The sequence below is a fragment of the Streptomyces sp. ATCC 21386 genome, from assembly GCF_018728545.1.
In the GTDB taxonomy this organism is placed as follows: Bacteria; Actinomycetota; Actinomycetes; order Streptomycetales; family Streptomycetaceae; genus Streptomyces.
This window is the reverse complement of the sequence record NZ_JAAVVL010000001.1, coordinates 6,992,542-7,011,796: the sequence shown is the minus strand read 5'-3', so window position 1 is coordinate 7,011,796 and position 19,255 is coordinate 6,992,542. Positions and strand designations below refer to the sequence as shown.

Genomic DNA, 19,255 nt, shown 5'->3' with positions numbered 1-19,255 from the left:
TGTCAGTGCGGGGTCGTACGGTGGATTGCATGCGGCCCGTTTCCAAGATCGAACGCACGGTGGCGCCCTTCGAGGTCGTCAGCCCCTACCAGCCGAGCGGCGACCAGCCCACGGCCATCGCCGACCTGGCTCGGCGTATCGGAGCAGGTGAGAAGGACGTCGTCCTGCTCGGCGCGACCGGCACCGGCAAGTCCGCCACCACCGCGTGGATGATCGAGAAGCTTCAGCGCCCGACCCTGGTGATGGCGCCGAACAAGACCCTGGCCGCCCAGCTGGCCAACGAATTCCGCGAACTGCTGCCGAACAACGCGGTCGAATACTTCGTCTCGTACTACGACTACTACCAGCCCGAGGCATACGTCCCGCAGTCGGACACCTACATCGAGAAGGACTCCTCCATCAACGAGGAGGTGGAACGCCTGCGTCACTCCGCGACCAATTCGCTGCTCACCCGCCGCGACGTCGTCGTGGTCGCATCCGTCTCCTGCATCTACGGTCTCGGTACACCGCAGGAGTACGTCGACCGCATGGTCCCCCTCAAGGTCGGCGAGGAGTTCGACCGGGACGCGCTGCTGCGCCGCTTCGTGGACATCCAGTACACCCGCAACGACCTGGCCTTCACCCGTGGCACCTTCCGCGTCCGCGGCGACACCATCGAGATCTTCCCGGTCTACGAGGAGCTCGCCGTCCGCATCGAGATGTTCGGCGACGAGATCGAGGCCCTCTCCACCCTGCACCCCCTCACCGGCGAGATCATCAGCGACGACCAGCAGCTGTACGTCTTCCCCGCCTCCCACTACGTCGCCGGCCCCGAGCGCATGGAGCGGGCCGTCAACGACATCGAGAAGGAACTGGGGGAGCGCCTGGCGGAGCTGGAGAAGCAGGGCAAGCTCCTGGAGGCCCAGCGCCTGCGGATGCGCACCACCTACGACATCGAGATGCTCCGCCAGATCGGCTCCTGCTCCGGCGTGGAGAACTACTCGATGCACTTCGACGGCCGCGAACCCGGTTCCCCGCCGAACACCCTGCTGGACTACTTCCCGGACGACTTCCTCCTCGTCATCGACGAGTCCCATGTGACCGTCCCTCAGATCGGCGCGATGTACGAGGGCGACGCCTCCCGCAAGCGCACCCTCGTCGACCATGGCTTCCGCCTGCCCTCCGCCCTGGACAACCGCCCCCTGAAGTGGGAGGAGTTCCAGGAGCGCGTCGGCCAGACGGTGTACCTCTCGGCGACCCCCGGCCAGTACGAGCTGTCCCGCTCCGACGGCCACGTCGAGCAGATCATCCGACCCACCGGTCTGGTCGACCCCGAGGTCGTCGTCAAGCCCACCGAGGGGCAGATCGACGACCTGGTGCACGAGATCCGGCAGCGTACGGAGAAGGACGAGCGCGTCCTCGTCACCACCCTCACCAAGAAGATGGCCGAGGACCTCACCGACTACTTCCTGGAACTGGGCATCCAGGTCCGTTATCTCCACAGCGACGTCGACACCCTGCGCCGCGTCGAACTGCTGCGCGAGCTGCGCGCCGGCGAGTACGACGTCCTGGTCGGCATCAACCTCCTGCGCGAGGGCCTCGACCTCCCCGAGGTCTCCCTGGTGGCGATCCTCGACGCCGACAAGGAGGGCTTCCTGCGCTCCGGGACCTCGCTGATCCAGACCATCGGCCGCGCGGCGCGCAACGTGTCGGGGCAGGTCCACATGTACGCCGACAAGATCACCCCGGCGATGGCGAAGGCCATCGACGAGACCAACCGGCGTCGGGAGAAGCAGGTCGCGTACAACAAGGCCAACGGCATCGACCCGCAGCCGCTGCGCAAGAAGATCAACGACATCGTCGCGCAGATCGCCCGCGAGGACGTCGACACCGAGCAGCTGCTCGGCTCGGGCTATCGCCAGGGCAAGGACGGCAAGGCGGCCAAGGCCCCCGTGCCCTCCCTCGGAGGCAAGGCGGCCAAGTCCGCCAAGGGCAGGACCAAGGCCGAGGAGACCGTCCCGACCGACCGTCCCGCGGCCGAGCTCGCCCAGCAGATCGAGGACATGACGGAGCGCATGCGCGCGGCCGCCGCCGAGCTGCAGTTCGAGATCGCCGCCCGGCTGCGTGACGAGGTCTCCGAGATGAAGAAGGAGCTGCGGCAGATGAGGGAGGCGGGACTGGCCTGACTTCCCCTTCCGGCGCCGGGGGAGAGCACGGGGCCCGGCGACGGCGCGCTGTGTTGCAAGACCGACACAAAGTGCGACACAGGCTGCGGCAATGTCAGTGCCGCTGCGTAAGGTGCTGGACATCCGCGGACTCCGCGGAAAAAGGGGACAGTCGAGAGGGGAATCAGCGCGTGACCGTCAACATGACCAAGGGTCAGGCCATCAGTCTGCAGAAGAACGACGGAGGCAGCCTGACCGCGGTGCGCATGGGTCTCGGCTGGCAGGCTGCCCCCAGGCGCGGCCTGTTCGGATCCCGCACCCGTGAGATCGACCTCGACGCCTCCGCCGTGCTGTTCGCGGACAAGCAGCCCGTCGACGTCGTCTTCTTCCGTCACCTGGTGAGCGACGACGGCTCCGTCCGTCACACCGGCGACAACCTGGTCGGCGGCGTTGGCCAGGGCGGCGACGACGAGGCGATCCTCGTCGACCTGGCGAGGGTGCCCGTCCACATCGACCAGATCGTCTTCACCGTGAACTCCTTCACGGGCCAGACCTTCCAGGAGGTGCAGAACGCGTTCTGCCGACTGGTCGACGAGACCAACGGCCAGGAGCTGGCGCGCTACACCCTCGCGGGCGGCGGCCAGTACACCGCCCAGATCATGGCCAAGGTGCACCGCGCGGGCGCGGGCTGGCAGATGACCGCCATCGGCTCGCCCGCCAACGGCCGCACCTTCCAGGATCTGATGCCGGCGATCCTGCCGGTCCTGTAGGCACGCACCGCATACACAGAGCACGCGACACAGGGGGACGAAGTCGATGACGGCCGAGCTGGTCCGGGGGCAGAACCATCCGCTGCCCGAGGTCCGACTGGAGATCCGCGTCTCGACCGGCACGCCGATCGTGGCCGGGGCCACCCTCGGCGACGAGCACGGCCGGGTGCACGGTGTCGAATGGGTCGCCCACCCGGGCGCGCCCACTCTCCCGGGCCTGGAGGTCCCCAGGCAGGCGGCGGCCGACCACCGCCTCGCCGTGGACCTCGAGGCCCTCGCGCCGTCCGTGCACCGGGTGAGCGTGCTGCTCGCCCTCCCCGCAGGGACCGGCGGCCCGGCGCGCTTCGGCGCCGTGGCCGCCCCCTTCGTCGCGGTCACCGGCCTCGACGGCACCGAGGTCGCCAGCTACACCATCACCGACCTCGAACCGGAGTCGGCCGTCGTCGCCCTGGAGCTGTACCGCAGGCAGGGGACGTGGAAGGTCCGCGCGGTCGGCCAGGGGTACGCGGGCGGCCTCGCGGCGCTGCTCGCCGACCAGGGCCTGCCCGAGGCCCAGCAACTGGCCGGCAGCATCAACGAGGCGGTGGCCCAGGGACTCGCCCGCTCGGTGGCCGCCCCTCCGCCCCGGCTGCCGGACGCGGAACGACCCCGTCGGACGACCGCCCCCGCGACCGGCCCGGACGGGAGCCACGGCGGCGCGACCCCCCAGGGCGTGCCCGGCACCACCGCGCCGTCCCCGGGCCACCAGCCCACCTCCCCGTACGGCACGACACCCCCGTACGGCTCTCCCCACGACGGCACGCTGCCCGACCACGCGGCGGCGCAGCACGGTGGCCCCACGCAGGCGGACCCGGCCACCGGCCAGCCCGCCCCGGCCACGGCCGGCGGCCCCGTCAACTACAGCCACCCCGGCCGCCAGACCACCGCGCCGCCCCCGCCCGCGCCGACCGCGCCCCCGGCCGAGCCGGGACAGCCCGCGCGGCCCGTCGCCGGGGACGCGACCGGCTGGTCCATGGAGGAGCGGCTCTACAACCAGGTGTGGGGCATGTTCGAGGACCTCGCCCGCACCACGGCCGCGTACCGCAGTGCCGTCGACTTCGCCGAGTCGCGGATGGAACAGGAGCTGGACAAGGTCCTGTCCGACCCGCGCAGCCGCATCAGCGGGCAGGGCGACGCCGCGCGTGAGGCGGCCCGGGCCAAGCACGCCCAGCTCGTCGACCAGGCCAGGGCCGCCCTCGACCGGGACCTGGCCCAGCTCGGTGCCGAGGCGGACGTCGTCGAGCCGGCCCTGCCCCCGGCCTACGCGAGCTGGGACAACCCGGTCTGGCACGGCTACCGGGTGCCGATGGAGATCCCGATGGCCCTGCGGCTGGGCGACCTCCATCTGCCGGAGAGCGAGGACGTGCGCATCCCGATGCTGGTCCGGCTGCCGCTGGAGCGCGGCCTGTGGATCGACAGCGGCCGCTCCGGCTCCCGAGACGCGCTCGCCGACTCCGACGAGCTGCGCCGCCTCGCGCTCGACACCGCGGTGGCTCTCGCCGCGCGGCTGCTCGCGGTGTACCCGCCGGGCGAGTTCGCCGTGCACGTCATCGACGCGGCCGGGGCCGGCTCGTCCGCCTTGACTCCCCTGACCCGGGCCGGTGTGCTCGCCGGGCCGCCCGCCGCCGGAGCGGCGGGCGTCTCCGAGGTGCTCGGGCGGCTCACCCAGCGCGTCGACCTCGTGCAGATGGCGGTGCGCGGTGGAGCGGCCGACGCACTGCCCCCCGGCTTCGACACGGCCGAACAGCTGCTGATCGTCAACGACTTCCCGCACGGTTTCGACGACCGCGCCGTCACCCAGCTCCGCTACCTCGCGGACGAGGGCCCCGCCGTCGGTGTGCACCTGATGATGGTCGCCGACCGTCAGGACGCCGCCGCCTACGGGCCGTTGCTCGATCCGCTGTGGCGTTCGCTGATGCGACTCACTCCCACCCCCGACGACCACCTGGCCGACCCGTGGGTCGGGCACGCGTGGACGTACGAGCCGTCGACCGTGCCGCCCGGCAGCAGGGTCATGCACGACGTGCTCGCCCGGGTCGCGGAGGCGCGCCGCTCCTGGAACCGCTGAGGACCTCGGTCCCCGCAGCCCGCACCAAGCTCTCGCAAAGCGCTTTGACCTGCGAATTTGATCCTTTCTTTGCCTCGCCCTTTACCTTCTCTTGGTGATTCGGTACTCTTTTCGTGCGGAGGGGAGTACTCCCTACATGCTGCGGCGTACCCGTCAATACGGATCGATCCGATCCCGGGGCGTCGGCCCGGCGGCACCAGGCGTTGTGGAACGCCCTGGAGGACCGGGTGGAAGAGACCTCCGGTAGCGACGACGCTGAAATTTGCCGTTACGTACTGCCGGAGGCGCAGTGGATGTTTCCGTGACCCTATGGGTCCTCACAGTGGTGGGCCTTGCCGCCCTCATCGCGGTCGACTTCTTCATCGGCCGCAAGCCCCATGACGTGTCCATCAAGGAAGCCGGGATCTGGACGATCGTCTGGATCGTCCTGGCCGCCCTCTTCGGACTCGGGCTCCTCGTCTTCGGCGGCGGTCAGCCGGCCGGAGAGTTCTTCGCGGGCTTCATCACCGAGAAGTCGCTGAGCGTCGACAACCTCTTCGTCTTCGTCCTGATCATGGCGAAGTTCTCGGTGCCCTCGCAGTACCAGCAGCGGGTGCTGCTGATCGGTGTGCTGATAGCCCTGGTGCTCCGCGCGATCTTCATCGCTGCGGGCGCGGCCATCCTCGCCAGCTTCGCCTGGGTCTTCTACATCTTCGGCGCGTTCCTGATCTACACCGCCTGGAAGCTCATCCAGGAGGCCAGGGCCGAGGAGGACGATGAGGACTGGGAGGAGAACAAGCTCCTCAAGGCCGCCGAGAAGCGCTTCGGCGTCGCCGACCGGTACCACGGCACCAAGCTCTGGATCGAGGAGAACGGCAAGCGCGTCATGACGCCGATGCTCGTCGTGATGCTCGCCATCGGAACCACCGACGTCCTCTTCGCCCTGGACTCCATCCCCGCGATCTTCGGCCTGACCCAGGACCCGTACATCGTGTTCACGGCCAACGCGTTCGCGCTCATGGGCCTGCGGCAGCTGTACTTCCTCATCGGCGGTCTGCTGAAGAAGCTGGTCCACCTGTCCTACGGTCTGTCGGTCATCCTCGGCTTCATCGGTGTGAAGCTGGTGCTGCACGCACTGCACGAGTCCGGGGTACACGTTCCGGAGATCTCCATCCCGGTGTCCCTCGGCGTGATCTGCGCGGTGCTGATCGTCACCACGATCACCAGTCTGATCGCGTCCAAGAAGCAGGCGCAGGCCGAGGCCGAGCAGAACAAGGCCGAAGGCGCGGAGAAGGACAGCATCGAGGCCTGACGGAGACCGCCACCGCACACCACACGGATGGGGCCCCGCACGACGGAGACGCAGTTCCACGCGTCCACCGGAGTGCGGGGCCCCTGCACGTCTGAAAGGATCACCGCATGCTCGCTCGGCTCCGGTCGCTCACGACGCGATGGACTGCTGTCGTCCCGGTTGCCGCGGTCGTCCTGCTCGCACTCACCTGGGGACGTGATCTGCCCCCTGCGGCCGTCGCCCTGGTGACCCTGGTGCTCGCGGGAGCCGTCCTGGCCGCCGTGCACCACGCCGAGGTCGTCGCACACCGGGTCGGTGAACCCTTCGGCTCCCTCGTCCTCGCCGTCGCCGTCACGATCATCGAGGTCGCCCTGATCGTCACGTTGATGGCCGACGGCGGGGACAAGAGCTCGACCCTCGCCCGCGACACCGTCTTCGCCGCCGTGATGATCACCTGCAACGGCATCGTCGGCATCTGCCTGCTCGTCGCCTCGCTGCGCCACGGGCTCGCCGTCTTCAACCCCGAGGGAACCGGCGCAGCCCTCGCCACGGTCGCGACGCTGGCCACGCTCAGCCTGGTGCTCCCCACCTTCACCACCAGCAAGCCCGGCCCCGAGTTCTCCACGGCCCAGCTCACCTTCGCGGCCCTGTCCTCACTGGCCCTGTACGGCCTGTTCGTGGCGACACAGACCGTGCGTCACCGGGACTACTTCCTGCCGATCACCAGGATGGGAGAGGTGATCACCCAGGACGACCACGCCGAGGCGCCGTCGGCCCGCACCGCCGGGATCAGCCTCGGACTGCTCGGCCTGGCACTCGTCGGCGTGGTCGGCCTCGCCAAGGGCGTCTCGCCGACCATCGAGTCCGGCGTCGAGGGGGCGGGACTGCCGCACGCGGTGGTCGGTGTGATCATCGCGCTGCTGGTGCTGTTGCCGGAGACGATCGCCGCGCTGCGCGCCGCCCGCCGCGACCGGGTTCAGACGAGCCTCAACCTGGCCCTCGGCTCCGCCATGGCCAGCATCGGCCTCACGATCCCGGCCGTCGCCCTCGCCTCGGTCTGGCTGTCCGGGCCGCTCGTCCTCGGCCTCGGCGCCACCCACATGGTGCTGCTCGCCCTGACCGTGGTGGTGGCCTCGCTGACCGTGGTCCCGGGACGCGCGACACCGCTCCAGGGCGGAGTGCACCTGGTGCTGTTCGCGGCGTACCTGGAGCTGGCGGTGAACCCGTAGACACCCCGGTCCCGGGGCATCGAGGGAGGGACGGACGAAGCAGGACGGGGCGGTGGCATGAAGGGCATGGGGCGCAGCGCCTGCTCCTCAGGGGCGCGGGGACTGCGCGAGAAGCCCCACCCACCCGCACCCGGCAACGCTACGCACCCGCTCGGCCGCCCCGACGCGCGGCGCCGTCCTTCATCCGGCGGCGGGCTCGGCCTCCGTCGTCGCCGCCACGCGCACCGGCCGGGTCTCCGGCAGCAGCGCGAAGCAGCCGAGGCTCAGCAGCGCGATTCCGGTGAGATAGGCGCCCACACCCCAGGGCACCCGTCCGCCCTGGGCCACGGCGGTGGCCACGATGGGGGTCAGGGCTCCGCCGAGCACCCCGCCGAGGTTGTAGCCCACGGCGGCTCCCGTGCAGCGCACCCGAGGCTCGTACAGCTCGGGCAGGTACGCGGCGATGACCGCGAACATGGTGACGAAGGCGAGCATCGCCACGAGGAATCCGAAGAAGATCAGCAGGGGTTCGCCCGTCGCCAGGAGCGCGACCATGGGGAACATCCACAGCACGGTGACGCCACAGCCGATCAGGCACATCGGGCGCCGCCCGTACCGGTCGCCGAGGACCGCCACCACCGGTGTCAGGGCGCCCTTCACCACCACGGCGCCCATGATGCAGGTCAGCATGACCGTGCGGCTCACCCCGAGCCGCTCCGTGCCGTACGCGAGGGACCAGGTTGTCACCGAGTAGAACACCGCGTACCCGATCGCGAGCGCGCCGGCCGTCAGCAGGACCAGGCGCCAGTGCCCGCGCACCACCTCGGCGAGCGGCACACGCGCGGGTTCGGTGATCTCCAAGAACCGCGGGCTCTCCGTGAGCGACGAGCGCAGCCACAGGCCCGCGATGGCGAGCACACCCGCCGCCCAGAACGGCACCCGCCATCCCCACGCGGCGAACTGGGCTTCCGTCAGGCTCGCCGACAGCGCCAGCATGACCCCGTTGGCCAGCAGGAATCCCACCGCCGGTCCGACCTGCGGAAAGCTCGACCACAGCCCGCGCCGGTCGGGCGGCGCGTGCTCCGCCGTCAGCAGCACCGCCCCGCCCCACTCCCCGCCGAGCCCGAGGCCTTGCAGGAAACGCAGCACGAGCAGGAGGAAGGGGGCGGTGACACCGATCGAGTCGAACGTGGGGACGCAGCCGACGGCCACGGTCGCGCCCCCGGTCAGCAGCAGCGAGGCGACGAGGACCGGCCGCCGCCCGTGCCGGTCCCCGATGTGCCCGAACAGCACCGAGCCCAGCGGACGCGCCACGAACCCGACCCCGAAGGTCGCGAAGGCCGCGAGGGTCCCGGCCAGGGGCGAGAACGTCGGGAAGAACAGCGGCCCGAGGACGAGGGCCGCCGCCGTGCCGTAGATGAAGAAGTCGTAGAACTCGATGGCCGTCCCGGCGAGCGAGGCGGACGCCAGGCGCAGCATGGAGGGCGGTTTCACGGTGCGTGCAGATTGCATGCCGCGTCAACTACCCACGGTGACGGGCGGTTACGGGGGCGTGCGGAGGCCCGTGCGAGGCCGAGGTGGTTCAGGAGGCGTCAAACGGAGCTCAGTAGGTCACCGTGATGCGCCGGGCGGGCCCGTCCACCCGGATCACGCCCCCGTACGGCACGACGACCTGAGGATCGGTGTGCCCGAGGTCCACGTCGAAGACGATCGTGGCGTCGGGGGCGTACGTCCCCATGGCGCGCAGGACGGCCTCCCGCTGCCCGGCCGCGTAACCGGCCGCCTCCGCCGGGCTGTTGGGCCGGTCGAAGGACCAGGTCTTGGGGCGGCCCATCAGCAGGGCGGAGAAGCGCCGCAGCAGGCCGCGTTCCCCCATGTTGCGCAGGGTGCGGAAGACCTCCTCGCCGCTGGGCAGTTCCTCCGAGGTCTCCAGGAAGAGCACCCCGCCGTCGTACACCGACAGATCGCGCGGCACTTCGCGGTCGGCCATCAGCAGCCAGCCGAGGATCTCCAGACAGCCGCCCCAACTGCGGCCCTCCACCACGCGGTCGGCGTTCACCCAGCTCCATCCGGCGCCCGGTACGGAGGGTGGCTCCGCCTCGAAGGTCGCCGGGTCGGCCCAGTCGCGGTCGATGTCGTTGAAACGCTCGGCGGGCCGCAGGTCGTAGGGTCCCGAAGTGAACAGGGCGGCGCGCAGGGAGTCGGCGGTCAGCGGATCCATGGCGCCCGGCCTGCCCAGCGCGGTCATCACGGTGCCGCCGTGGTAGCCGACGATCCCGGTGTTGCACAGGTACGCCAGCAGGTTGGTGTTGTCACTCAGTCCGAAGAACGGCTTGGGGTTGGCCCGCAGCAACTCCCGGTCGAGGAAGGGCAGCACGGTGATCTGGTCGTCGCCTCCGATCGACGTCAGCACCGCCTTGACGTCCGGGTCGGCGAAGGCCGCGTGCAGGTCGTCCGCCCGCTCCTTCGGCGTCGTGCCCATCTTCCGTGTCGTCGGATACTCGACCGGCACGAGACCGTACTCCTCGCGCAGCCGCTCCAGGCCCAGTTCGAAGGGGCGTGGGAACAGCTCGGGCAGGCCGGCGCCGGGCGAGACGACGGCGACCCGGTCGCCGGGGGAGGGCTTGGGAGGGTACGAGGGCGTGGTCATGCGGGGAGGGTACGGCCTCCTGCCGCACGGTTTCACCGTGATAAACCGGGGGCGAGCGGCGGCCCCGACGGGCCGCCCACCCCGAACGGACCGGAGGAACCGTGCCCCGCAGTCTGGCCCACGCCCCGATCATGATTCTCAACGGCCCCAATCTGAACCTTCTGGGGCAGCGCCAGCCCGAGATCTACGGCTCGGACACCCTCGCCGACGTCGAGGCGATGTGCGCCAAGGCGGCGGCCGCGCACGGCGGCACGGTGGACTTCCGGCAGTCCAACCACGAGGGCGAACTGGTCGACTGGATCCACGAGGCCCGGCTCCACCACAGCGGGATCGTCATCAACCCGGGCGCCTACTCGCACACCTCCGTGGCGATCCTGGACGCGCTCAACACCTGCGACGGGCTGCCGGTGCTGGAGGTGCACATCTCCAACATCCACCAGCGCGAGACGTTCCGGCACCACTCGTACGTCTCCCTGCGCGCCGACGGGGTGATCGCCGGGTGCGGGGTACAGGGCTATGTGTTCGGCGTGGAGCGGGTCGCCGCGCTCGCCAAGGCGGGCCGGGCGGACGCCTGAGCCCGCCGCCCGAGACATGCGGGTAATGCCCGGTCTCCTGGCGGGCGCCCCTTACAGACGGCCCGCCTCGACGATCCGGCGCAGGAACCGCCGCGTACGTTCCTGCTGCGGGTCGCCGAAGACCTGGTCCGCGGTGCCGCGTTCGAGCACGACGCCGCCGTCCAGGAAGCAGACCTGGTCGGCGACGTCACGGGCGAAGCCCATCTCGTGCGTGGCCAGCACCATCGTCATCCCGTCGGCCTTCAGATCACGGACGACGTTCAGGACCTCGCCGACCAGCTCCGGGTCCAGGGCCGCGGTGATCTCGTCGAGGAGCAGCAACCGGGGGCGTACGGCCAGGGCGCGCACGATCGCCACGCGCTGCTGCTGACCGCCGCTGAGCCGGTCGGGATACGCGCCCGCCTTCCCTCCCAGCCCCAGTCGCTCCAGGAGGGCCCGCGCCCGTTCCTCGGCCTCCGCGCGGGGGACACCGTGCACCCGGCGCGGAGCGAGGGTGATGTTGTCCAGCACCGTCATGTGCGGGAACAGGTTGTACGACTGGAAGACCACGCCGATCCGCCGCCGCACCGCGTCCTGGTCGACGCGCGGGTCGGTGATCTCCTCGCCGTCCAGCCAGATCGCCCCGTCGTCGATGTCCTCCAGGAGGTTGGCGCACCGCAGCAGCGTCGACTTGCCGGACCCGGAGGCGCCGATCAGCGCGGTCACGGTGTGCGGGGCGACCTCCAGATCGACGTCCCGCAGCACGACCGAGCCGCCGAAGGTCTTGCGCACGGACTCCATCCGCAGCACGGGGGCGCCTGCGGAGCCACGCGCGGACTCCACCGGTCCCACCGGCTCCAGGGCCTCTCGGCTGTCGCTCATGTCGTCCCTCCCTGCGCCCGCTGCCGGTCCATGCGGGCCGTGACCCAGTCGGTGAAGCGGGTCATCGGGATGGTCAGGGCGACGAAGACCAGTCCCGCGACGATGTAGGGCGTGTAGTTGAGGCTGCGGCCCACGATGATGTCGGCGGCGCGCACGGCGTCGATCGCACCGCCGATCGAGACCAGGCCGGTGTCCTTCTGCAACGACACCAGGTCGTTGAGCAGGGGCGGCACCTGACGGCGAACCGCCTGGGGGAGCACGACGTGCCGCAGCGCCTGCCGGTTGGTCAGGCCCAGCGAGCGGGCCGCCGCGCGCTGGGAGGGGTGCACGGACTCGATGCCGGCGCGGAACACCTCGGCGACGTACGCCGAGTACGTGAGCGTCAGCGCGGTGCCGCCGAGCAGCACCGGGTCGACCGTCACTCCCTGGAGCCGGAGCGCCGGGACGCCCAGGACCACGATCATCAGGTTGATGATCAGCGGCAGCCCGCGGAAGAAGTCGGTGTACGCGGCCGCCAGCACCCGCAGCGGGAAGAACACCGGGCCCCGCAGGGTCCGCGCGACGGCGATGAGCATGCCGAGGACGAGCACGGCGACGCCGCAGACCAGCAGCAGCCGGACGTTGAGCCAGAGCCCTTCGAGGACCCGGGGGAGCGCCTCGCGCGCGTACTCCGCGCTGAAGAACGTCTCCTTGGTCCGGGGCCAGCCGGGGGCGCTCACGACGACCAGGTAGAGGACGACGGCCGTGACCAGGGTCGACAGGGCGGCGACGGCGGTGGCCCTGCGGGCCCGGTCGCGCTTGTAGCGCTCCCGGTCCAGCCGCCGGCGCGAGGGGACATAGCCGTCGTCCGCGCCGGCCGGGTCACCGTGCTCGTCCGCGTCCTCGGGGCCGGGTTCCTGCTTCACCACGGTCACTTGAGGACCGGGGCGTCGACGGCGTCGGAGAGCCACTCCTGCTCGATCTTCGCCAGCGTGCCGTCCTCGCGCAGGGCGTCCACGGCGCTCGTCACGCAGGAGGTGAGGGCGCTGCCCTTGTCGAGGACGAGTCCGAACTGCTCGGGCGTACCGCCCCGGTTCTCGAACTGGCCGACGATCCTCGCGTCCGTCACCTCGGCCGAGGTGATGTAGAACGCGGTCGGCAGATCGACCACGATCGCGTCGATCTGGCCGTTCTTCAGCGCGGACTTGGCCTGGTCGTTCTTCGCGTACGCGGCGGCCTGACGGGCGGGCTTCACCACGTCCTCGATGTAGTTCAGGCTGGTGGTGCCGACCTGGGCGCCCAGATGCAACTTCCTGAGGTCCGCGATGCTCGTCGCCTTCGAGGCGGCTGAGTCCTTGAGCGCGACGACGGCCTGGCGCACGTCGTAGTAGCCGGACGAGAAGTCGACGGCCTTCTTGCGCTCGTCGCTGATCGAGACCTGGTTGATGTCGAAGTCGAAGGCCTTCGCCCCCGGAGCGAAGGCCTTGTTGAAGGGCACGCTCTGCCAGACGACATCGGCCTTGTCGTAGCCGAGCTGCTGCGCCACGGCGTACGCGACCGCCGACTCGAAGCCCTCGCCGTTCTTCGGGTCGTCGTCCTTGAACCAGGGTTCGTACGCCGGTTGGTCGGTGGCGATCGTCAGCTTGCCGGAGGTCTTCGTGCTCAAGTCGCCCTTGGGGCAGGACGCTCCGGACGCCGAGGAGGAGGCCGAGCCGGTGGCGTCCTCCTCCGGCTGCGGGGCGCAGCCCACCGCGACGACGGCGAGCAGGGCGGCTATGGCGGCGGAGGTGGCACGACGCGGGGATCGCGCGGTTCGCTGGACAGGACGCATGGCGTGAGATTGACAGCGAGACATCCCGTCTGTCGAGGTCACCCACGGTTCTGTCCGCATTCTGGGAACGGGTGTTGCGGTTCTGTGAACACGTGCGACCTCAAGGGCGGGGCCGCCGGCCGAGGGCGGGGTTGGTGAGGCCGGCGGCCCATCCGCGCGGGAGCCGTCATCCCGTGCGGACCTGTTTCCAGTGGACTACGCCACGGCGTACGCCGGGAGCGCGCGCGGGCCACCGGCGTGTGCGTTCGATTCACACGGGGCGCGTGCGGGAGCGGCCGCGCCCCCCTGTCGTCCGTCTCACCAACTGCGTTGCGGCACCGGAGAGTTCACCGGCCCGAGGAGACCTGGCCACGAGCGGTGGACAGATCCCGTCTCTTGCCGGGACGCCTGCCCCTGCCCGGTAGCGTGGTGGCGTACACGATGTTCTTCGTCGGCCTCGGCGCAGTACGGGCGACCACGGCCTCCGTCGTCGCCCTGGTGGAACCGCTCACCGCGGCGGTCATCGGTGTCCTGGTCTTCGGCGAGCGGCTGAACGCGATCATCCTCACCGGCACGACTCTTCTGCTGTTCGCCGTGCTGTTCCTCGCCGCCGACGAGGGGGCCGGTCGAGCGGCTTCCCGGAGGACGCCTGGTGCTGACCATGATCAGCGCGCGGCGTCCGTGCGGATGCGCTCTGCCTCTGCCGGGGTGAGGCTGGCGGCATGGCTTCCTTCCGCCCGGTGGTCGTACCCGCCCGACGAGGACGGCGGGCGGCGGGCCGGAAGAGCGGGCTTACCACCAGGGAGACAACCATGACTATCCGTACCTACGTCTCGACGACTGTGCGGAACGACCGTGTCGACGACGTTCTCCAGGCGCTGGAGGATGTGGATCCGGATGCGATCGTGGCCGCTGTCAATCGCTCGGACGCTCCCGACGTCCCCGCCGGGGTATCGGTCTCGCTGACCGGTGATGCCCGTGAGGCGGTGAAGAAGCAGCTCGGTGTGATTCCCGACCTGGAGTGGGAGATCGACGTGCGGGACACCGAGGATCTGTGAGCCGGAGACGCGGATGGCCCCCCGCCCGGTCTACCGACCGAGCGGGGGGCCGTCCGTCACGGCGAGACGAGGAGGACTCCGGCGGTCACCAGCCTCGTGCGCGCCACTCCGCGAGGTGGGGCCGTTCCGTGCCGATGGTGGTGTCGTTGCCGTGGCCGGGGTAGATCCACGTCTCGTCGGGCAGGACGTCGAAGAGCTTGGTCTCCAGGCCGTCCATCAGGGAGTTGAACTCCTCCGGCCGGGTCGTCCGACCAGGACCACCCGGGAAGAGGCAGTCCCCGGTGAACACGTGCGGATGTCCGTGCGGGTCGTCGTAGACCAGGGCGATCGAACCCGGCGTGTGTCCCACCAGGTGGCGCGCCGTGAGCTCCACGCGCCCCACCCGGATCGTGTCGCCGTCGTCGACCGGTACGTCCGTCGGCACCGGGATGCCTTCCGCGTCCTCCCGGCCGGCGTACGTACGCGCGCCGGTGGCCGCCACGACCTCGGCGAGTGCCTGCCAGTGGTCGCCGTGCCGGTGCGTGGTGACGACGGACGCGATCCCGTCGTCACCGATGAGGGTGAGCAGGGTGCCGGCGTCGTTCGCGGCGTCGATCAGCAGCTGCTCGTCGGTGGCCCGGCAGCGCAGCAGATACGCGTTATTGTCCATCGGGCCCACCGCGACCTTGGAGATCATCAGGCCGGGCAGCTCGTGCACATCCGCAGGACCGCCGACCTTCACCGCTCCGCTGTACGTCATGGGGGCAGCCTATAGCGGGGGCAGCGAGGGGAGCGCGCCTCCTGCGACGCGCAGGCCGGTGCCGTCGCGACGGCCGGACAGCCAGCCGAGGAGGTCGGCCCGGGTGCCGGTGATCGTGAGATCCGGCAGCGGTGGCCGGTGGCCGCTGTCGAGCTGTTCGGCCGTGACGCCCTCGACGGCTCCGGTGAGGAGCAGACGCCCGTCGTCCTGCTTGATCGTCAGGGCGGGGACGTCGGGGTGCTTCGAGAACCGGTGGGCGAGGAAGTTGATCTCGCGCTGGGCGAACTCCGTCGGCAGGTCCTCCAGCTCGTACCCGATCCCCAGATCCACGTGATGCAGCTCCACCTCGATCCAGCGCCGCCAGGGCAGCCAGGCCGCGGTGTCGAGGACCCCGTTCCGCAGCTCGACCGTGCGGGACCAGTCCTGGGAGAGCGAGGCCGCGTCCTGGAAGCGGTGCGCGCTGTCGCGTACGTCGGCGAGGTGGGTCTTCAGGGGGCGCGGCGCGTCCCGCTCGATGTCGGCGTCCCGGGCCTCGCCGGAGACGTACATGGGCCGCCCTTCGAAGACGTTCACCAGGGCGTCCGCGTTGCGGGCGAGGTGGGCGAGGACATGACCGCGGGTCCAGCCGGGCAGTCGTGACGGCTCGGTCACAGCCGCGTCGTCCAGGTCGGCGACCGCGCTGAGTAGCCGGTCCGTAGCGTCACACACAGAGGCCAGGTCACGCGCGTGATCCATCATGCCGCCGACCCTAGCCCCGGCCACACCTTCGGGTGAAGAAGGCGAACCAGGGCCGTAAATCGAATGCACGTGCTATATGGTCGGAGGCGGCGTCGGGCATGCTGGAAGGCCCGGGATTGTTGTGGAACGGGGAAACAGGACCGGCGCTGTCAGTGGCTCCCCCTAGTCTGTGGAGGACGGGGGCTTTGGCCCCTGTCACTTCACTCAAGAAAGGTGCGGACCGGCGTGGCCGACCGTCTCATCGTCCGTGGCGCGCGCGAGCACAACCTGAAGAACGTCTCGCTCGACCTGCCACGCGACTCGCTCATCGTCTTCACGGGCCTGTCGGGGTCGGGCAAGTCCTCGCTGGCCTTCGACACGATCTTCGCCGAGGGGCAGCGCCGGTACGTCGAGTCGCTCTCCTCCTACGCCCGGCAGTTCCTCGGGCAGATGGACAAGCCGGACGTCGACTTCATCGAGGGTCTGTCCCCGGCGGTCTCCATCGACCAGAAGTCGACCTCGCGCAACCCGCGCTCGACGGTCGGCACCATCACCGAGGTCTACGACTACCTGCGTCTGCTCTTCGCGCGCATCGGCAAGCCGCACTGTCCACAGTGCAGAAGGCCCATCTCCCGCCAGTCGCCCCAGGCGATCGTCGACCGGGTGCTGGAGCTGCCGGAGGGCAGCCGCTTCCAGGTGCTGTCCCCGCTCGTGCGGGAGCGCAAGGGCGAGTTCGTCGACCTCTTCGCGGACCTCCAGACCAAGGGGTACAGCCGGGCCCGGGTGGACGGCGAGACCGTCCAGCTCGCCAACCCGCCCACGCTGAAGAAGCAGGAGAAGCACACCATCGAGGTGGTCGTCGACCGCCTCACGGTGAAGGAAACCGCGAAGCGGCGCCTCACCGACTCCGTGGAGACCGCCCTCGGCCTCTCCGGCGGCATGGTCGTGCTCGACTTCGTCGACCTCCCGGAGGACGACCCCGAGCGCGAGCGGATGTTCTCGGAGCACCTGTACTGCCCGTACGACGACCTGTCCTTCGAGGAGCTGGAGCCCCGCTCCTTCTCCTTCAACTCGCCCTTCGGCGCCTGCCCCGACTGCTCCGGCATCGGCACGCGCATGGAGGTCGACCCCGAGCTGATCGTCCCGGACGAGGACAAGTCGCTCGACGAGGGTGCCATCCACCCCTGGTCGCACGGCCACACCAAGGACTACTTCGGCCGCCTCGTCGGAGCCCTCGCGGACGCCCTGGGGTTCCGGACCGACATCCCCTTCGCCGGGCTCCCGCAGCGCGCGAAGAAGGCACTGCTGCAAGGCCACAAGACCCAGATCGAGGTCCGCTACCGCAACCGGTACGGCCGCGAGCGCGTGTACACCACGGCCTTCGAGGGCGCCGTCCCCTTCGTGAAGCGCCGGCACAGCGAGGCCGAGAGCGACGCGAGCCGTGAGCGCTTCGAGGGCTATATGCGCGAGGTGCCCTGCCCCACCTGTGAGGGCACCCGCCTGAAGCCGATCGTCCTCGCGGTCACGATCATGGAGAAGTCGATCGCCGAGGTCTCCGCCATGTCGATCAGCGACTGCGCGGACTTTTTGGGCGAGCTGAAGCTCACCGCCCGCGACAAGAAGATCGCCGAGCGGGTGCTGAAGGAGGTCAACGAGCGGCTGCGCTTCCTGGTCGACGTCGGCCTGGACTACCTGTCGCTGAACCGCGCGGCCGGCACGCTCTCCGGCGGCGAGGCGCAGCGCATCCGCCTGGCCACGCAGATCGGCTCCGGCCTCGTCGGCGTGCTCTACGTCCTCGACGAGCCCTCCATCGGTCTGCACCAGCGGGACAACCACCGGCTCATCGAGACCCTGGTCCGGCTGCGCGACATGGGCAACACGCTCATCGTCGTCGAGCACGACGAGGACACCATCAAGACGGCCGACTGGATCGTCGACATCGGCCCCGGCGCGGGTGAGCACGGCGGCAAGGTCGTGCACAGCGGCTCCCTGAAGGAGCTGCTGGGCAATGCCGAGTCGCAGACCGGGCAGTACCTGTCGGGCCGCAAGGCCATCCCGCTGCCCGACATCCGCCGCCCGCTCGACCCGGCCCGGCAGCTCACGGTGCACGGGGCCCGGGAGAACAACCTCCAGGACATCGACGTGTCCTTCCCGCTGGGTGTCTTCACCGCCGTCACCGGCGTGTCCGGCTCCGGCAAGTCCACGCTGGTCAACGACATCCTGTACACGCACCTGGCCCGCGAGCTGAACGGCGCCCGCAGCGTCCCCGGCCGCCACACCCGCGTGGACGGCGACGACCTCGTCGACAAGGTCGTGCACGTCGACCAGTCGCCGATCGGCCGTACGCCGCGGTCCAACCCGGCCACGTACACCGGCGTCTTCGACCACGTCCGCAAGCTGTTCGCCGAGACCACCGAGGCGAAGGTCCGCGGTTATCTGCCCGGGCGCTTCTCCTTCAACGTCAAGGGCGGCCGCTGCGAGAACTGCGCGGGCGACGGCACCATCAAGATCGAGATGAACTTCCTCCCGGACGTCTACGTCCCGTGCGAGGTCTGCCACGGCGCCCGGTACAACCGGGAGACGCTGGAGGTCCACTACAAGGGCAAGTCCATCGCCGATGTGCTGAACATGCCGATCGAGGAGGCGACCGACTTCTTCGAGGCCGTCCCCGCGATCGCCCGCCACCTCAGGACGCTCAAGGACGTCGGCCTCGGCTACGTCCGCCTCGGCCAGGCCGCCACCACCCTGTCCGGCGGTGAGGCGCAGCGCGTGAAGCTCGCCAGCGAGCTCCAGAAGCGCTCCACCGGTCGCACGGTCTACGTCCTGGACGAGCCGACCACCGGTCTGCACTTCGAGGACATCAGCAAGCTCCTCAAGGTGCTGTCCGGCCTGGTCGACAAGGGCAACACGGTCATCGTCATCGAGCACAACCTCGACGTCATCAAGACCGCCGACTGGGTCGTGGACATGGGGCCCGAGGGCGGCGCCGGCGGCGGCCTCGTCATCGCGGAGGGCACGCCCGAGCAGGTCGCCGGGGTTCCGGCCAGCCACACGGGCAAGTTCCTGCGGGAGATCCTCGGCGCCGACCGGATCAGCGACGCGGCCCCGGTGAAGGCCCCGCGCAAGGCCACGGCGAAGAAGGCCGTCGCCGCCGGCTCGACGACGCGGAGGACGGCGACAGCCCGGACGACCACGGCCGCCGGGACCTCGGCCGCCAAGAAGGCCGCCGTTCCCGCCAAGAAGGCTGCCGCGGCCGCCGCCAAGAAGGCCGCTCCCGCCAAGAAGGCCACGCGGGCGCGCAAGGCCTGACCGAGACGGCCGGGCGACGGCAGTCGTCGCGTCGAGCAGAACACGGCGGCCCGCGGGA

The 19,255-nt window shown here is 70.3% G+C and carries 16 protein-coding genes; 9 read left to right on the top strand and 7 right to left on the bottom strand.

Annotated features, from left to right (window positions below; genetic code table 11):
- The first annotated feature begins 29 nt into the window (after positions 1–29).
- From uvrB to GWK25_RS30110, 5 genes are all read left to right on the top strand, one after another.
- Positions 30–2,165, top strand: coding sequence for an excinuclease ABC subunit UvrB (uvrB, locus tag GWK25_RS30130; RefSeq protein ID WP_215454535.1), 2,136 nt, complete (start codon positions 30–32; stop codon positions 2,163–2,165).
- Between the two features lie 170 nt (positions 2,166–2,335).
- Positions 2,336–2,914: a TerD family protein gene (locus GWK25_RS30125; protein WP_184895455.1), complete on the top strand. Its 579-nt coding sequence runs from the start codon at positions 2,336–2,338 to the stop codon at positions 2,912–2,914.
- Between the two features lie 46 nt (positions 2,915–2,960).
- Positions 2,961–5,021: a TerD family protein gene (locus GWK25_RS30120; RefSeq protein WP_215454534.1), complete on the top strand. Its 2,061-nt coding sequence runs from the start codon at positions 2,961–2,963 to the stop codon at positions 5,019–5,021.
- 289 nt (positions 5,022–5,310) lie between these two features.
- Entirely contained in the window at positions 5,311–6,312 is a 1,002-nt protein-coding gene (locus GWK25_RS30115) for a TerC/Alx family metal homeostasis membrane protein (RefSeq protein WP_215454533.1), read from the top strand.
- A 107-nt stretch (positions 6,313–6,419) separates the two neighbouring features.
- Entirely contained in the window at positions 6,420–7,520 is a 1,101-nt protein-coding gene (locus GWK25_RS30110; protein WP_215454532.1) for a calcium:proton antiporter, read from the top strand.
- Between the two features lie 180 nt (positions 7,521–7,700).
- On the opposite strand, the gene GWK25_RS30105 is transcribed toward GWK25_RS30110, so the two are convergent.
- Both GWK25_RS30105 and GWK25_RS30100 read right to left on the bottom strand, forming a co-directional pair.
- Positions 7,701–8,978: an MFS transporter gene (locus GWK25_RS30105; protein ID WP_215454531.1), complete on the bottom strand. Its 1,278-nt coding sequence runs from the start codon at positions 8,976–8,978 to the stop codon at positions 7,701–7,703.
- 124 nt (positions 8,979–9,102) lie between these two features.
- Positions 9,103–10,149 carry a S66 peptidase family protein gene (locus GWK25_RS30100; RefSeq protein WP_215454530.1) on the bottom strand — a complete coding sequence of 349 codons (1,047 nt, stop codon included), beginning with the start codon at positions 10,147–10,149 and terminating at the stop codon, positions 9,103–9,105.
- A 101-nt stretch (positions 10,150–10,250) separates the two neighbouring features.
- Between GWK25_RS30100 and aroQ the strand changes: the two genes are divergently transcribed.
- On the top strand, positions 10,251–10,724 hold the full coding sequence (gene aroQ, locus GWK25_RS30095) for a type II 3-dehydroquinate dehydratase (protein ID WP_215454529.1): 474 nt from the start codon (positions 10,251–10,253) through the stop codon (positions 10,722–10,724).
- Between the two features lie 51 nt (positions 10,725–10,775).
- Here aroQ and GWK25_RS30090 read toward each other — a convergent pair whose 3' ends face one another.
- Genes GWK25_RS30090 through GWK25_RS30080 form a run of 3 tightly spaced genes read right to left on the bottom strand, consistent with a single transcriptional unit; the run spans position 10,776 to position 13,395 of the window.
- The gene (locus GWK25_RS30090; protein ID WP_374200647.1) at positions 10,776–11,585 is read right to left on the bottom strand and encodes an amino acid ABC transporter ATP-binding protein; all 810 of its coding nucleotides are present in this window, start codon (positions 11,583–11,585) and stop codon (positions 10,776–10,778) included.
- The gene (locus GWK25_RS30085) at positions 11,582–12,499 is read right to left on the bottom strand and encodes an amino acid ABC transporter permease (protein WP_215454528.1); all 918 of its coding nucleotides are present in this window, start codon (positions 12,497–12,499) and stop codon (positions 11,582–11,584) included. The genes GWK25_RS30090 and GWK25_RS30085 overlap by 4 nt, the downstream gene beginning before the upstream one ends.
- Complete coding sequence (locus GWK25_RS30080) at positions 12,496–13,395, bottom strand: ABC transporter substrate-binding protein (protein WP_215454527.1); 900 nt, start codon at positions 13,393–13,395, stop codon at positions 12,496–12,498. The genes GWK25_RS30085 and GWK25_RS30080 overlap by 4 nt, the downstream gene beginning before the upstream one ends.
- Positions 13,396–13,770: 375 nt before the next feature.
- Between GWK25_RS30080 and GWK25_RS30075 the strand changes: the two genes are divergently transcribed.
- Both GWK25_RS30075 and GWK25_RS30070 read left to right on the top strand, forming a co-directional pair.
- A complete protein-coding gene (locus tag GWK25_RS30075) occupies positions 13,771–14,190 on the top strand; it encodes a DMT family transporter (protein WP_251829098.1) in 420 nt (139 codons plus the stop codon).
- Positions 14,187–14,432 (top strand): hypothetical protein, encoded by a 246-nt coding sequence (locus GWK25_RS30070; protein WP_215454526.1) that lies wholly within the window; start codon positions 14,187–14,189, stop codon positions 14,430–14,432. The genes GWK25_RS30075 and GWK25_RS30070 overlap by 4 nt, the downstream gene beginning before the upstream one ends.
- 85 nt (positions 14,433–14,517) lie before the next feature.
- On the opposite strand, the gene GWK25_RS30065 is transcribed toward GWK25_RS30070, so the two are convergent.
- Together GWK25_RS30065 and GWK25_RS30060 are read right to left on the bottom strand one after the other, a co-directional pair.
- Positions 14,518–15,171 (bottom strand): MBL fold metallo-hydrolase, encoded by a 654-nt coding sequence (locus tag GWK25_RS30065; protein WP_215454525.1) that lies wholly within the window; start codon positions 15,169–15,171, stop codon positions 14,518–14,520.
- A gap of 9 nt (positions 15,172–15,180) precedes the next feature.
- Positions 15,181–15,909, bottom strand: a complete 729-nt coding sequence (locus tag GWK25_RS30060; RefSeq protein ID WP_215454524.1) for a maleylpyruvate isomerase family mycothiol-dependent enzyme — start codon at positions 15,907–15,909, stop codon at positions 15,181–15,183.
- A gap of 225 nt (positions 15,910–16,134) precedes the next feature.
- Between GWK25_RS30060 and uvrA the strand changes: the two genes are divergently transcribed.
- Entirely contained in the window at positions 16,135–19,197 is a 3,063-nt protein-coding gene (gene uvrA, locus GWK25_RS30055) for an excinuclease ABC subunit UvrA (protein WP_215454523.1), read from the top strand.
- Positions 19,198–19,255 lie beyond the last annotated feature (58 nt).